A 13,152-nucleotide genomic window follows, 5' to 3' on the forward strand; every position below is an offset into this window, starting at 1 on the left:
GGCTTACTCGACGGTGACCGACTTGGCCAGGTTGCGGGGCTGGTCCACGTCGTGCCCCCGGGCGGCAGCGATCTCGGCGGCGAGCACCTGCAACGGCACAGTGGTGACGAGCGGGGCCAGCAGGGTGGGCGTACGCGGCACATAGATCAGGTGGTCGGCGTACCGGACGACGGCCTCGTCACCCTCTTCCGCGATGACGATGGTCCGCGCGCCACGAGCCCGGACCTCCTGGATGTTGGAGACGACCTTGTCGTGCAGCATGCCCCGGCCGACCGGCGAGGGCACCACGCAGATCACCGGGGTGCCCTTGTCGATCAGGGCGATCGGGCCGTGCTTCAGCTCACCGGCGGCGAAGCCCTCGGCGTGCATGTAGGCCAACTCCTTGAGCTTCAGCGCTCCCTCCAGGGCCACCGGGTAGCCGACGTGCCGGCCGATGAACAGCACCGTCGGCTCGGACTTCAGGTCCCGGGCCAGCTCGCGGACCGGCTCGATCCGGCCGAGCAGCTCCCGCAGCTTGGCGGGAATCTCCTGCAACTGCGCGACCACCGCGCCCACCTCGTCGGCGAACTTGATCCCGCGCACCTGGGCCAGGTGCAGGCCGATCAGGTAGCAGGCGACGACCTGGGTGAGGAACGCCTTGGTGGAGGCGACGGCGATCTCCGGCCCACCGTGGGTGTAGAGCACGGCGTCGGACTCGCGGGGGATGGTCGAGCCGTTGGTGTTGCAGATCGCCAGCACCCGGGCCTTCTGCTCCTTGGCGTGGCGCAGCGCCATCAGGGTGTCCATCGTCTCGCCGGACTGCGAGATCACCACGATCAGCGTGGACCGGTCGAGGACCGGGTCGCGGTATCGGAACTCGCTGGCCAGCTCCACCTCACAGGGGATCCGGGTCCAGTGCTCGATGGCGTACTTGGCGACCATGCCGGCGTGGTACGCCGTGCCGCAGGCCACGATGAAGATCTTGTCGACGTCGCGCAGATCCTGGTCGCTGAGGCGGACCTCGTCGAGGCCGATCTCACCGGTCTCGGTGAGCCGGCCCAGCAGCGTGTCGGCGATGGCCTGCGGCTGCTCCTCGATCTCCTTGAGCATGAACCAGTCGTAGCCGCCCTTCTCCGCGGCCGAGGAGTCCCAGTCGATGTGGAAGTCCTTGCCGGCGGCGGGCTGGCCCTCGAAGTCGGTGATCTCGATGCTGTCGCCGGTGATCAGCACGATCTGGTCCTGGCCCAGCTCGACCGCTTCCCGGGTGTGCTCGATGAACGCGGCCACGTCGCTGGCCAGGTAGTTCTCCCCGTCGCCGCGGCCGACCACCAGCGGCGAGTTGCGTCGGGCACCGACCACCGCGCCGGGCACGGCGGCGTCGACGGCGAGCAGGGTGAACGCGCCCTCCAGTCGCTGGCAGACCACGCGCATGCCGGCGGCGAGCAGCTGCGGGCTGTCCGGCTGGCCGGCGGCGCGCAGGTCGGCCAGCGCGGCGGCGAGCAGGTGCGCTGCGCACTCGGTGTCGGTGTCGCTGCTGAACTGGACGCCGTCGGCCTCCAACTCGGCGCGGAGCTTGGCGAAGTTCTCGATGATGCCGTTGTGGATCACCGCGACCCGCCCGTCGGGGGCGACGTGTGGGTGGGCGTTGCGGTCGGTCGGGCCGCCGTGGGTGGCCCACCGGGTGTGCCCGATGCCGGTGGTGCCGTCACCGATGCCGATCGGGCTGGCCGCGCAGGAGGTCGGGTCGTCGGCGGCCCGCTCGGAGAGCACCTTCTCCAGGTTGGCCAGCTTGCCGGCCTTCTTCTCGGTCAGCAGCTGGTCGTCGCAGACGATCGCGACGCCTGCCGAGTCGTAGCCGCGGTATTCGAGTCGCCGCAGCCCGTCGAGGACGATGCCGAGTGCGGGGCGCGCGCCCGCGTATCCCACGATTCCACACATGGCCCGCAGCCTAACCCAGTTTCACTCATGATGGGTGCTCGAAAGCCGGGTAAACGAACATCAAGTTTGAGCAAATCACCGAGGCGGCGACGACGCCCGGCGCGGAAACCCGCTCTGAGGTGCCGCGATGCGGCCGCCGCCCTCATCTACCCGTAGAGCGAGGCCGCAAGCAGCGAGCGGGGCATCTGCTCAGCGGCGGCCCCCACCCCTGCACGTCCACATCCCCGCGAGCGGGCTGTCTGACGAGGCGAAAGCGACAGAAGGTGCGTCATCGCCCTTCGGTAAGCTCCCCGTGCCCCGCCAAGCCGGGCGAAAAGCTTGCTCGCCTACCCATTGACCCTGACTGGAGCAGTCATGCCTGAGGGAACGCCGCCCTCCGATCCGTCATCGCCCGAACCGTCGGCGTCGCCCGATGTCGCCCCGGTTCCGTCCGCCGACGTCGAGCCTCAGCTCGGCGGCCCAAACCCCCGCCGCCGGTTGCTGACCAGCGCGCTCCTCACGGCGGCGCTCCTGCTCGGCGGTCTCGGCGGGTACGCACTGCTCCGGCCGCACGACCAGCCCCAGGCCGAGTCGCTCGCTGCCGATCCCCGGCAGGCGCCACCCGCGGCTCCGATGGTCGCCACCCCAACGCCGAACGCCTCAGCTCGACCCGCGACGACGCCGTCCACCGGCCCCGGTCAGGTGCGGGTGGTCTACGAGGCGACCGGACAGGGGCGGGCCGACATCGTCTACCACGACGCGAACGGCGAGAGCATCTGGCTGGACGGGGTGCAGCTGCCGTGGCGCACGAACATTCGCACTGACCGGCGTGACCAGTTGATGGTGCAGGTCAGCAGGGCCGTCGGCACGGGAGAGTCGATCGCCTGCTCGGTCGCTGTCGATGGTGGCGCGCCGGTTACGGAGCGGGTCGGCGGCGCGGCGTCGCGGGCCAGTTGCTTCGGCTGAATCTCCGAGGTGGAGTTGACAGGGCAGGCCCGTAGGCTGGCGGCGTGACGACGAGCACCGATGTCGACCCGCTGGTGGCCCGGATGCGGCCGTTCGGCACGACGATCTTCGCCGAGATGTCCGCCCTCGCCGTACGCACCGGCGCGGTCAACCTCGGGCAGGGGTTCCCGGACACCGACGGCCCGCCGGAGATGCTGGCCGCCGCCGCCGAGGCGCTGCGCGGCGGGCAGAACCAGTACCCGCCCGGCCCGGGGATCCCCGCCCTACGCGCGGCCGTCGCGGCCCACCAGCGGCGGTTCTACGACCTGGCGTACGACCCGGACGGCGAGATCGTGATCACGGCGGGCGCTACCGAGGCGGTCGCGGCGAGCATCCTCGCCCTCTGCGAGCCGGGCGACGAGGTGGTCTGCTTCGAGCCGTACTACGACTCGTACGCCGCCTCGATCGCGCTGGCCGGCGCGGTCCGCCGGCCGGTGACGTTGCGTCCCACGGCCGACGGCCGGTACGCCTTCGACGCGGCGGCGCTGCGCGCGGCGTTCGGCCCGCGCACCCGGCTGGTGCTGCTGAACTCACCGCACAATCCGACCGGCAAGGTCTTCACCGCAACCGAGTTGGCGCAGGTCGCCGAGTTGTGCCAGGAGTTCGACGCGTACGCGGTCACCGACGAGGTGTACGAGCACCTGGTCTTCACCGACGCGGCGAGCGCGCACGTGCCGCTGGCCAGCCTCCCCGGGATGCGGGAGCGGACGCTGCGCATCTCGTCGGCGGGCAAGACGTTCTCCTGCACCGGGTGGAAGATCGGCTGGGCGAGCGGCCCGGCGGCGCTGGTCTCGGCGGTGCTGCGGGTGAAGCAGTTCCTCACCTACGTCAACGCCGCACCGCTGCAACCGGCGGTGGCAGTGGCGCTGGCCCTGCCGGACGACTACTACACCGGCTTCCGGGACAGCCTCCAGCAACGGCGTGACCAACTCGTCGGCGGTCTCAGCGACGCCGGGTTCGAGGTGCTCGGCTCGGAGGGAACGTACTTCGTCACCGCCGACATCACCGCCCTGGGCGGCCGGGACGGGGCGGAGTTCTGCCGCTCGTTGCCGCAGCGCTGCGGTGTGGTGGCGGTGCCCACCCAGGTCTTCTACGACGACATCGACGCGGGCCGGCGGTTGGTCCGGTTCGCCTTCTGCAAGCGCCCCGAAGTGCTGGCCGACGCGGTCACCCGGCTGCGCGGGCTGGCCGAGCACCGCTGAGGGTCGCTCACCCGGCTGCGCGGGCCGGTCCGGCGCCGTCAGTCTTTGGAGGCGACGACGCCGCGATCTCCGACGGTGCGACGGCCAGGGTGGCGAGCAGCACGCCGCCGTCGGCCAACAGCACCGCCTCGGCATCGTTGACGAAGGCGAGGTCGGCCTCGACGTGCCGGCACGCCGCGGCGAGCAGCAGCCCGACCACCGGGTCGGCGGCCTTGCGACGCAGCCCGTCGAGATTGCGCAACTCGCGAAGCAGGTGCCCGCGTTGGTTGCTGAGCACGGTGCGGACCGTCTGCGCGGAGCCCGATCGGGCCGCGGCGGTGACCTTGAGGAAGAAGTCGTCCCGGAAGCCGCCGCTGCGCGGGCTCGGCTCGTCGAGCCAGCGGCCGAGTTCGGCCCGCCCGGCGGGAGTGATCTGGTAGACCACCCGGTCGGGTTTGATCTGCTGGGCCTGCCGCTCGGCGATCACCAGGCTGTCCCGGGAGAGCCGATCGAGGATCTGGTACAGGTGGCCGATGTTGAGCGGCCCCCACTGTGGACCGGCGGCGGCCTCGAAGGCGCTCTTCAACTCGTAGCCGTAGCTCGGGCCGCGTGCGAGTAGCGCGAGGACCGCGTGCTGGATCGCCACTGTCTCCTCCGATCCCACTGACCGCCTGGGCCAGGTCTTGCATTGTGACAATGTAACGCGCAGAGTGTGGGGAGCACACGGGGAGGCGCGACATGCTCGGGTTCATCTGGGCGCAGCTACGCGGCCGTGCTGGTCGGTCGGTGGCGCTGCTGGCGGGCGTGCTGGTGGCGACCACCGGCTTCGTCGTCCTGACCGGCGCCACCACCACCTCCCGCCTCGAGGTCACCGGCGCCGTCGAGCGCGACACCCGGGCCGCCTACGACATCCTCGTCCGTCCGCAAGGGGCACGCACACCGCTGGAGGTCGAACGTGGACTGGTCCGTCCGAACTACCTCTCCGGCCTCTTCGGCGGCATCACCCCCGCGCAGTACGAACTGGTGAAGCAGATCGCCGGCGTCGATGTGGCCGCGCCGATCGCCATGCTGGGCTACTCGACCTCGTCCGTGTCGGTCCGGTTCGACCTGACCGACGCGGTCGATCGCTCCCTGGATCAGCAGGTCATCCGGCTCGACCCCACGTTCACCGCCGAACGTGGGCTCACCACGGCCCCGAGCCGTCCACGCTACGTGTACGTGACCAAGCGCCCGCTGCTCTACCCCGAGGGAGGCGACCCGAACTCCTCCTCGATCCCGTACTCGGACGGCCGGATGTATCCGTACGACCAGTATTGCGGCGATGTCCCACGGGAGGTGCTCCCCGACGGCCGGAGCCAGCCGATCTGCGACCCGCACCTGATCGCAAGGTCGGCGAACGATGGATGGACCTCCGAGCGGGAGAACTGGAGCGTCGACACCGTTCGACTGTTGCCCGATGGACGCTTCGAAGAGAACCGTTGGCTGTCCGGCCGCGCCGAGCGCGTCGCCACCGACCAACTGGTTGCCACCTACCAGGTGACGGTGCCGTTCCTGCTGGCCGCCGTCGACCCCGGCGCGGAGCAGCGGCTCGTCGGCCTCGACGACGCGGTGATCGAGGGGCGCGCGCTTCGGCCCGACGACTCGGCCACCGACACCCACCTCCCCATGCATGTACCCGAGCGGTTCATCCCGGTGTTGAGCACCAGCCGCCCCTACCTCGACGTCACCGTGCGGTCCGCCCTCACCCGGCTGCCGCAGGCGCGGCCCGCCGGGCTGAGCATCGCCGACCTGGAGCAGGCGCTGGCCGGCGCCACCGGGGTCGAGGTCGGGACCGAGGAGTACGCGATCGCCGACGGGTACCGCGACCTGCTGGCCACGGGGATCTCCCCGACCGGCTGCTGCCGCGGTGAGTTGCAGACGATCATTCAAGCGGGTGCCACGGAGTACGACCGACTCCCCGACGGCACTCTCCGCGCTGGCACGCGACCGCCGTTCGACGCCGAGGCCTTCGGCACCGACAACATGTACAACTTCAACGGACGTCCGTGGTCGGCCGACGACAACGGCTTCCGCCCGCTCACCTCGGTCTCCATGCAACCGCCAGGCGCAATCGTCCAGGTGCGGGACTGGCGGACCGTCGGCATCTTCGATCCGGAGAAGCTGAGCGGGTTCAGCGACCTGTCCCGGCTGCCGCTGGAGACGTACGAGCCGCCACGCCTCGACGGCGCGGACGAGCGCAGCCGCCAGGCGCTGGGCGGTCGGCCGCTGGAGCCGAACGGCAATCCGGCCGGCTACGTCTCTGCACCGCCCCTGCTGCTCACCACCCTGGCGGCGGTGCCGAAGCTGATGGAGGGCAGCCCCAACCCCGGCCAGACGGCACCGATCAGCGCGATCCGGGTCCGGGTCGCCGACGTCTCCGGCTACACCGAACGGTCCGCCGAGCGGGTCCGGCTCATCGCCGAGCGGATCGCCGACACGACCGGGCTGGACGTCGATCTCACCATCGGCTCGTCTCCCGCCCCGCAGACCGTCGAGCTGCCGGCGGGCCCGTTAGGCCGGCCCGACCTGCGGCTGACCGAGCCGTGGTCCGCACTCGGGATCGCCTCGGTCATCACCAAGGCGGTCGACCGTAAGAGCCTCGTTCTGTTCGGGCTGGTGTTGGTGGTCTGCGCGCTGTTCCTCGGCAACGCGGTCTCCGCCGCTGTCCGGGACCGCCGCCCCGAACTGGCGGTGCTCGCCTGCCTGGGCTGGTCAGCCCGGCGGATCGCGACGCTGGTCCTCGGCGAGGTGGCCGCGCTGGGGCTCGCCGCCGGTCTGCTGGCCCTCGGGCTGGCGTTCCCCATAGCCGCCGCGCTGGACATCGAGATCGGCTGGCATCAGGCAGCGCTCGCCGTACCGGTGGCTCTGCTGCTGGCGCTGGTGGCGGGCGTGGCCCCGGCGCTGCGGGCTGCTGCCGCGCACCCGGCCGCCGCGCTGCGGCCCATGGTCGCCCCGGCCCGGTGGGTGCGGCGGCCGCGCACCCTGTTCGGGATGGCAGTGGTCAACCTGGTCCGCACCCCCGGGCGCACGCTGCTCGGGGCCGGAGCGCTGGCTATCGGGGTGACCGCGTTGACAGTGGTCAGCGCCGCCGCCTACGCCTTCCGTGGCGCGATCGTCGGCAATCTGCTCGGTGACACCGTCTCGCTGAACGTACGGGGTGCGGACACCCTGGCCGCAGTCGTCACCGTTCTGCTGGGCGCGGGTGCCGTCGCCGACGTGCTGTACCTGAACGTCCGGGACCGCGCCGCCGAGTTGTCCACGCTGCGTGCTGTCGGCTGGACGGACACCGCACTGAGCCGCCTGGTGGGTTACGAAGGGTTCCTCATCGGCGCGCTCGGCGCGGTGGCCGGCGCAGGGCTCGGGCTCGCCGGGGCCGCCTGGCTGGTCGGCGCGCTGCCGGCCGCCCTGATCATGGTCGCTGCCGCGGTCGCGCTCGGCGGGGTGCTGCTCACCTGTCTGGCGGCGCTCGTGCCGGCCGCGTTGCTGCGCCGGCTCCCGACCGCACGGCTACTCGCGGAGGAGTGACGATGGAGGCAATCACCGGCAGCACGGTCCGGACCGTCGGGCTGAACCGGCTGTTCCGCACCGGCACGGAACAGTTGACAGCCGTCGACGACGTCTCGTTGGAGATCACCGCCGGGTCGGTGGTGGCGTTGACCGGTCCCAGCGGCTCGGGCAAGTCGACGCTGCTGCACCTGATCGGTGCCATCGAGCAGGCCGACAGCGGCACCGTCACCGTCGACGACGTGGAGATCACCTCGCTGCGCCGTACCGCACTGGCCCGTTACCGGCAACGGGTCGGGTTCGTGTTCCAGCGCTATCACCTGCTGCCCGCGCTCACCGTGCTGGACAACGTGATCGCGCCGGTCCTCCCCCGTCGGGGCCGGACCGATCACGCGGCGCGGGCCCGCGAACTGCTCGACGCGGTGGGCCTGGCCGGGCGGGAGCGCGCCCTGCCCGCGCAGCTCTCCGGTGGCCAGCAGCAACGGGTCGCCATCGCCCGGGCCCTGATGGGCGCGCCGGGCCTGCTGTTGGCCGACGAGCCCACCGGCAACCTCGACTCGACCACCGGTGGGCAGATCCTCGACCTGCTGCTCGACCTCCGTGACCGGCACGGCATGACGATCCTGCTGGCCACCCACGAGCAGGCCATCGCGGCCCGCTGTGACCGGCTGGTCCGGCTGACCGACGGACGCGTCACCGAGGACCTCGACCTCACCGACGGTGAGGACCCCGCCGACACGTACGGGCGGGCGACCCAACTGCGGTTGTGAGGCCGCCCGGAGGTGGCCTCAGGCGACCGGGCTCGCGGTGCGGACCAGTTCGGCGATCCGCTCGGCGACCGCCCGGGCGGTCGCCTCGGTGGCCGCCTCGACCATCACCCGGACCAGCGGCTCGGTGCCCGACGGGCGCAGCAGCACCCGACCGGTCTCCCCCAGCTCCGCCTCGGCCCGCTCGACCTCGGCGCGGACGGCTGGCGCGGCTGCACCGATGGTCCGGTCGCCGACCGGGACGTTGATCAGCACCTGGGGCAGCTTGGTGACCACCGAGGCCAGCTCGGCGAGGGACTGACCGGTGGCCGCCATCCGAGCCATCAGGTGCAGGCCGGTGAGCACCCCGTCGCCGGTGGTGGCGTGTGCGGGCATGACGATGTGGCCGCTCTGCTCACCGCCGAGCGCCAGCCCGGAGGCGCGCAGCTCCTCCAGCACGTACCGGTCGCCGACCTTGGTCTCGATCAGGCGGATGCCCTGCGCGGACATCGCGAGGCGCAGCCCGAGGTTGCTCATCACGGTGGCCACCAGGGTGTCCTGGGTGAGCGTGCCGGCGTCCCGCATGGCCAGCGCGAGGATCGCCATGACCTGGTCGCCGTCCACCTCGTCACCGTCGGCGGTGACCGCCAGGCAGCGATCCGCGTCGCCGTCGTGGGCGATGCCCAGGTGGGCGCCGTGCTCGACCACTGCGGCGCGCAGCGCCTCGATGTGGTTGGAGCCACAGTCGTCGTTGATGTTCAGGCCGTCGGGCTCGGCGTAGATGGCGATGACCTCGGCGCCGGCCTCCCGGTAGGCGACCGGGGCGACCTCGGCGGCGGCGCCGTTGGCGCAGTCGACCACGACCTTGATCCCGTCGAGCCGGTGCCCCACGGTGCCCACCAGGTGCTGGACGTAGTGGTCGGCACCGTCGAGCAGGTCGTGCACACGGCCGACGCCGGCACCGATCGGCCGGTCCCAGGCGGTGGTGGCGTTCGTCTCGACGGCCGCCTCGATCCGCATCTCGATCTCGTCGGGCAACTTGTGCCCGCCGGCGGCGAAGAGCTTGATGCCGTTGTCCGGCATCGGGTTGTGGGACGCGGAGAGCATCACGCCCAGGTCGGCCTTGGCCTCGGCGGTGAGGAACGCCACCGCGGGGGTGGGCAGCACACCGACCCGGACGACGTTGGCGCCGGCGCTGGTCAGCCCGGCCACCACGGCGGCCTCCAGCATCTCTCCGCTGGCGCGGGTGTCCCGGCCGACGACGGCGAGCGGCGGGTGGCTGCGGTCCGTCTCGGCGAGTGTGTGCGCGGCGGCCACCGCCACCGCCAGCGCCAACTCCGGGGTGAGATCCGCGTTCGCCCGCCCGCGTACGCCGTCCGTGCCGAACAACCGACCCATACCCGCCAACCTCCGAATGAGCACTGCCTGTGAGGAGAAAGCGGAACGGCCGACCCGCCTCCCTCGACGAGGGGGAGGCGGACCGGCCGTCCGTCAGAAGTACAACGCGCTGGGAAAGATCAGCGCTTCGAGTACTGGGGAGCCTTACGGGCCTTCTTGAGGCCGTACTTCTTGCTCTCCTTGACCCGGGCGTCACGGGTGAGGAAGCCGGCCTTCTTCAGGGCCGGGCGGTCGTCCGGCTCGTTGACGATCAGCGCGCGGGCGATGGCCAGCCGCAGCGCACCGGCCTGGCCGGTGGTGCCGCCGCCACGCAGGTTGGCGATGACGTCGAACTGCTCGGGCTTCTCGGCGGTGACCAGCGGGTCCTTGATGAGCTGCTGGTGCACCTTGCTCGGGAAGTACGCCTCAAGGTCGCGACCGTTGCAGGTGATCTTGCCGGTGCCCGGGACGATGCGGACCCGGACGATGGCCTCCTTGCGGCGGCCCACGGTCTGGATCGGCCGGTCACCACGAGGCGCGCGGGCAACGGGCGCCGGCGCCTCGGTGGCCTCGGGGGCTTCCGGGGCGACCTCGGTCTCGATGATGTCGGTCATGCTGCTTCCTTCGCCCGCGCTCACTGCGCGATCTGCTTGATCTCGAACGGCACCGGCTGCTGCGCGAGGTGCGGGTGCTCGGCACCGGCGTAGACCTTCAGCTTCTTGATCAGCTGACGGCCGAGCTTGTTGTGCGGGAGCATCCCCTTCACCGCCAGCTCGATGGCCCGCTCGGGACGCTTGGTCAGCAGCTCGTCGTAGCCGACCTGCTTCAGACCACCCGGGTAACCGGAGTGGCGGTAAGCGACCTTGGTCTGGCGCTTGTTGCCGGTCAACGCAACCTTGCCCGCGTTCACGATGACGACAAAGTCGCCCGTGTCGACGTGCGGCGCGAAAGTCGGCTTGTGCTTACCACGCAGCAACGTGGCGGCGTGGGTGGCCAGGCGGCCCAGCACGACATCAGAGGCGTCGATGACGTGCCACTGACGCTCGATCTCACCCGGCTTCGGGCTGTACGTACGCACAGGTCTACCTTGTCTCGTCGTCGGTCTGGGGTCGCGCGCCGAGGTGACCAGAGTTAGCAGGCCGGACCAGCGCGCACGAACGACCAAGCGTACCTGATGGGGCACGCTTCTGGATGTCGTACAACAGCAGGCAACGATACCCGGCGCCCCGTCCGCAGGTCAAAACGGGGGTACGGTCCCGCACGGTGACGCGCCGAGGGTGGCTCAGCTCACACGTTGGCGAGACGGCCGGCCCTCGGCCGACGGTAGACGACCCAGGTGGCCGCGAAGCACAACGCGTACCAGCCGATGAAGGCCAGGTAGGCGGCGTCGGCGTTGCCCGAGCTGAGGAACGACTGGCGGAACGCGATGTTGACCAGCACGCCACCGGAGGCCCCGATCGCGCCCGCGATGCCGATCAACGCGCCGGTCATCCTTCGGGCCCACCGCGCGGCCGCCTCCTGATCACGCTGACCGCTGGCCACCGCGTCCGCCGCCCGGGCCCGGAAGATCGCCGGGATCATCTTGTAGGTGGAGCCGTTGCCGATGCCGGAGAAGACGAAGAGGGCGAGGAAGCCCGCCAGGTAGAGCCCGAACGAGCGCTCCCGGGCGGCGTACAGCACGGTGCTCGCGCCGGCCGCCATCGCCACGAAGTTCCAGAAGGTCACCCGGGCGCCGCCCAACCGGTCGGCGAGGTGCCCGCCCAGCGGCCGGATCAGCGAGCCGATCAGCGGGCCCAGGAAGGTCAGCCAGGCGGCGTCGACCGGGGTGGGGAACCGCTCGGCGAACTGGAGCTGGAGCACCTGACCGAAGGCGAAACCGAAGCCGATGAACGAGCCGAAGGTGCCGATGTAGAGCAGCGACATCACCCAGGTGTGCGGGTCGCGAGCAGCCTCGCGCAACGCCCCCGGCTCGTTGCGCGCCCCGGGCACGGTGTCCAACCAGCGGGCCGCCGCCAGCGCGGCCAGAACGATCAGCGGCAGGTAGACAGCGGGCACCAACCGGGGGTACGCGGCGCCCGCGGTGGCGAGGACCGCCAGGCCGACCAGTTGCACAGCGGGTACGCCCAGGTTGCCGCCGCCGGCGTTGAGCCCGAGCGCCCGCCCCTTGAGTCGCTGCGGGTAGAACAGGTTGATGTTCGCCATCGAGGAGGCGAAGTTGCCGCCGCCGACCCCGGTGAGGCAGGCGAGCACCATCAGCGTGGAGTAGGACACCCCGGGTTCCAGCAGCACCGTCATCGGCACCGCCGGCACCAGCAACAGCAGTGCGCTGATGATCGTCCAGCGCCGGCCGCCAAAGCGGGCCACCGCCAGCGTGTACGGCAGCCGCAGCACCGCGCCCAGTGCGGCCGGCACGGCGGTGAGCAGGAACTTCCCGGCCGGATCGATGCCGTACGCGGGGCCGAGGAAGAGCACGGTGACCGACCAGAGGCTCCACACCGAGAAGCCGATGTGCTCCGCGAAGATCGAGACCCAGAGGTTGCGTCGGGCGATCGGCGCGCCGGTGGCCTGCCAGAAGTCCGGGTCCTCAGGGCGCCAGTCGTGCAGCGGTTGCCGGCGACCGGTGACGGCGGGCGGCTCGGCGGTGACTGCGGTGCTGGTGAGCGTGCTCACGGCGGCTCCTCCTCGTCGATGTGACGAGGGGAAACGCTAGGAACGCCGGGTTACCTGGCAGTGCCCGTCGCGGGTCGGGCCGGAAACGGGGATCGCACCACGGGCCGGCGGCGATGGTGAGCACGGCACCCGGGCCACGTGCTCAGAGCTGTTGGAGAATGCGCAGCGCGCGGCCGACCCGGAGCATGGTGTCGGCGTCGGCGACGTCCACGCACCCGGTGAACCACTTCTTCATGGGTGAGGAGATCCGGTCGGGCATCACCACGTACCGGCCCATCGGCACGGCGAGCGGCGAGTCCCGCAGCAGCGACTCCTCGACCACCTCGACGACGATCACGATGGGTACGTCTGTGGAGTTGTAGACGTCCGAACTGATCACCAGGCCGAGGCGTTCCCGGGCGCCCTCGATGCGCCAGATCTCACCCCTACGCAGCACGCGGCCGTCCGTCGGAGAACAGGTCGTTGACCATGCCCACCTCGCGGGCGTCGGCGAGGGCGGCGGACTCCAGGTCCAGGCTGGCGCGGCCCACGGCGGCGGCGTGCGCGGTGAAGACCTCGCGCAGCGCCTTCTCCCGGGCGGCCTGGTCCATCCACGCGGAGAGCGACAGCCCTTCGCGCTTGGCGAACCGCCGCGCCTCCTCGATCGTCTCGTCCGTGAACGAGAGAGTCACCTTGGCAGTCATGCCGAGCAGATTACCCACCGGTGTGACCGACAGTCATCCCGGCACTCACCG

12 protein-coding genes are annotated in these 13,152 nt (G+C 71.2%); 4 read left to right on the plus strand and 8 right to left on the minus strand.

The features are described from left to right. Positions 1-3: 3 nt before the first annotated feature. Positions 4-1,917, minus strand: a complete 1,914-nt coding sequence (gene glmS / locus QSK15_RS25780) for a glutamine--fructose-6-phosphate transaminase (isomerizing) (protein ID WP_285796742.1) — start codon at positions 1,915-1,917, stop codon at positions 4-6. 354 nt (positions 1,918-2,271) lie between these two features. Between glmS and QSK15_RS25785 the strand changes: the two genes are divergently transcribed. Together QSK15_RS25785 and QSK15_RS25790 are read left to right on the plus strand one after the other, a co-directional pair. Further along, on the plus strand, positions 2,272-2,862 hold the full coding sequence (locus QSK15_RS25785; RefSeq protein ID WP_285796743.1) for an MmpS family transport accessory protein: 591 nt from the start codon (positions 2,272-2,274) through the stop codon (positions 2,860-2,862). Between the two features lie 44 nt (positions 2,863-2,906). After that, entirely contained in the window at positions 2,907-4,103 is a 1,197-nt protein-coding gene (locus tag QSK15_RS25790) for a pyridoxal phosphate-dependent aminotransferase (protein ID WP_285796744.1), read from the plus strand. A gap of 7 nt (positions 4,104-4,110) precedes the next feature. Here QSK15_RS25790 and QSK15_RS25795 read toward each other — a convergent pair whose 3' ends face one another. Continuing rightward, positions 4,111-4,728 carry a PadR family transcriptional regulator gene (locus QSK15_RS25795; RefSeq protein ID WP_285796745.1) on the minus strand — a complete coding sequence of 206 codons (618 nt, stop codon included), beginning with the start codon at positions 4,726-4,728 and terminating at the stop codon, positions 4,111-4,113. 92 nt (positions 4,729-4,820) lie between these two features. On the opposite strand from QSK15_RS25795, the gene QSK15_RS25800 reads away from it, so the two are divergent. Next, the gene (locus QSK15_RS25800; RefSeq protein WP_285796746.1) at positions 4,821-7,646 is read left to right on the plus strand and encodes an FtsX-like permease family protein; all 2,826 of its coding nucleotides are present in this window, start codon (positions 4,821-4,823) and stop codon (positions 7,644-7,646) included. Between the two features lie 2 nt (positions 7,647-7,648). Then, positions 7,649-8,395 (plus strand): ABC transporter ATP-binding protein, encoded by a 747-nt coding sequence (locus QSK15_RS25805; protein WP_285796747.1) that lies wholly within the window; start codon positions 7,649-7,651, stop codon positions 8,393-8,395. Between the two features lie 18 nt (positions 8,396-8,413). Here QSK15_RS25805 and glmM read toward each other — a convergent pair whose 3' ends face one another. The 6 genes from glmM to QSK15_RS25835 form a co-directional block, all read right to left on the minus strand. Beyond that, on the minus strand, positions 8,414-9,769 hold the full coding sequence (gene glmM / locus QSK15_RS25810) for a phosphoglucosamine mutase (RefSeq protein WP_285796748.1): 1,356 nt from the start codon (positions 9,767-9,769) through the stop codon (positions 8,414-8,416). Positions 9,770-9,888: 119 nt separating this feature from the next. Continuing rightward, positions 9,889-10,362: a 30S ribosomal protein S9 gene (rpsI, locus tag QSK15_RS25815; RefSeq protein ID WP_030329997.1), complete on the minus strand. Its 474-nt coding sequence runs from the start codon at positions 10,360-10,362 to the stop codon at positions 9,889-9,891. A gap of 20 nt (positions 10,363-10,382) precedes the next feature. Continuing rightward, positions 10,383-10,826, minus strand: a complete 444-nt coding sequence (gene rplM / locus QSK15_RS25820; protein ID WP_007465158.1) for a 50S ribosomal protein L13 — start codon at positions 10,824-10,826, stop codon at positions 10,383-10,385. Positions 10,827-11,035: 209 nt separating this feature from the next. Beyond that, on the minus strand, positions 11,036-12,418 hold the full coding sequence (locus QSK15_RS25825) for a nitrate/nitrite transporter (protein ID WP_285796749.1): 1,383 nt from the start codon (positions 12,416-12,418) through the stop codon (positions 11,036-11,038). A gap of 142 nt (positions 12,419-12,560) precedes the next feature. Beyond that, positions 12,561-12,854, minus strand: a complete 294-nt coding sequence (locus tag QSK15_RS25830; protein WP_030329992.1) for a hypothetical protein — start codon at positions 12,852-12,854, stop codon at positions 12,561-12,563. Next, positions 12,844-13,101, minus strand: a complete 258-nt coding sequence (locus QSK15_RS25835; RefSeq protein WP_030329990.1) for a DUF6364 family protein — start codon at positions 13,099-13,101, stop codon at positions 12,844-12,846. The genes QSK15_RS25830 and QSK15_RS25835 overlap by 11 nt, the downstream gene beginning before the upstream one ends. Positions 13,102-13,152 lie beyond the last annotated feature (51 nt).

It is taken from the genome of Micromonospora sp. NBRC 107095 (assembly GCF_030269705.1).
Lineage (GTDB): Bacteria > Actinomycetota > Actinomycetes > Mycobacteriales > Micromonosporaceae > Micromonospora > Micromonospora parva.

Coding starts and splice junctions, on each gene's coding strand:
- glmS (WP_285796742.1), bottom strand. CDS start 1,917: ATGTGTGGAATCGTGGGATACGCGGGCGCGCGCCCCGCACTCGGCATC.
- QSK15_RS25800 (WP_285796746.1), top strand. CDS start 4,821: ATGCTCGGGTTCATCTGGGCGCAGCTACGCGGCCGTGCTGGTCGGTCG.
- QSK15_RS25785 (WP_285796743.1), top strand. CDS start 2,272: ATGCCTGAGGGAACGCCGCCCTCCGATCCGTCATCGCCCGAACCGTCG.
- rpsI (WP_030329997.1), bottom strand. CDS start 10,362: ATGACCGACATCATCGAGACCGAGGTCGCCCCGGAAGCCCCCGAGGCC.
- glmM (WP_285796748.1), bottom strand. CDS start 9,769: ATGGGTCGGTTGTTCGGCACGGACGGCGTACGCGGGCGGGCGAACGCG.
- QSK15_RS25805 (WP_285796747.1), top strand. CDS start 7,649: ATGGAGGCAATCACCGGCAGCACGGTCCGGACCGTCGGGCTGAACCGG.
- QSK15_RS25835 (WP_030329990.1), bottom strand. CDS start 13,101: ATGACTGCCAAGGTGACTCTCTCGTTCACGGACGAGACGATCGAGGAG.